1 protein-coding gene is annotated in these 750 nt (G+C 32.5%); it reads right to left on the bottom strand.

All coding sequences use genetic code 11. The features are described from left to right. Positions 1-750: Coenzyme F420 hydrogenase/dehydrogenase, beta subunit C-terminal domain (locus RCF13_RS02300; protein WP_308140795.1), on the bottom strand; the 750-nt coding region annotated here is incomplete at both ends.

The raw sequence follows: 750 nt of genomic DNA, 5'->3' as shown, positions 1-750 counted from the left end.
CTTTCCCTTTATTACTATTTGTCAAAACCAATGAAATTCCTTGCTCTATCGAATGATTAAATGGTATTTCATTTCCTATTCCCCAAAAATCAGCTATGGTAACATCACTTTCTCTAGGTGTCTTTGCATATTTACAATTGTAGCAAGATTTTCTTAAATAAAGACTATATAAAAACCCATTCATATAAGGATCTTTTAAAGCATTTTCCTGCTCATATTCCTTAAAATTATCAAACTCATATTTCATATCTGATAAAGGCGTCCATCCTCTTTCTTTAGTTCTCATTTTAATTTTGGTGAGTTTAGCTTTCTCTTTATCTTCTAAATAATTTATATAACTCCTAAATACTCCTGGAGATGGTACTCCATGGCAAACTAAGTCACAAGTCAGTAATTTTTCGAAATTATCTCCACCTAAATAGCCATACAGACCTGCAACTTGACAAGGAGTTCCAGAAAATAGAACATACTTATCGTTTATTAATGCTTGTTTTACAAGCTTAAATGTTTCACCAATATTGCTCTGCACATATTTTGACCCTTGCAACAATATCAATTCTTCCATTGAATGTATTGATATATGGTTCACAGATAGATCCTCACTGTATGTTGCACCAAAAACTAGACCTTCCTTTTCCAAAACATACTTTGCAAATACACCAAAAACACCTCCAGAAGAGCTTTCATCAAGTATTTTCTGATTCTTGTTCCAAGCAGCATAAGCTACAGGTTCCTCAGCATTTTTCTTAA

The sequence above is a fragment of the Stenotrophomonas maltophilia group sp. RNC7 genome (genome assembly GCF_030910085.1).
GTDB lineage: Bacteria > Pseudomonadota > Gammaproteobacteria > Xanthomonadales > Xanthomonadaceae > Stenotrophomonas > Stenotrophomonas sepilia.
Note: the sequence above shows the minus strand (reverse complement) of the source record. Positions and strands in the feature narration are given on the sequence as shown.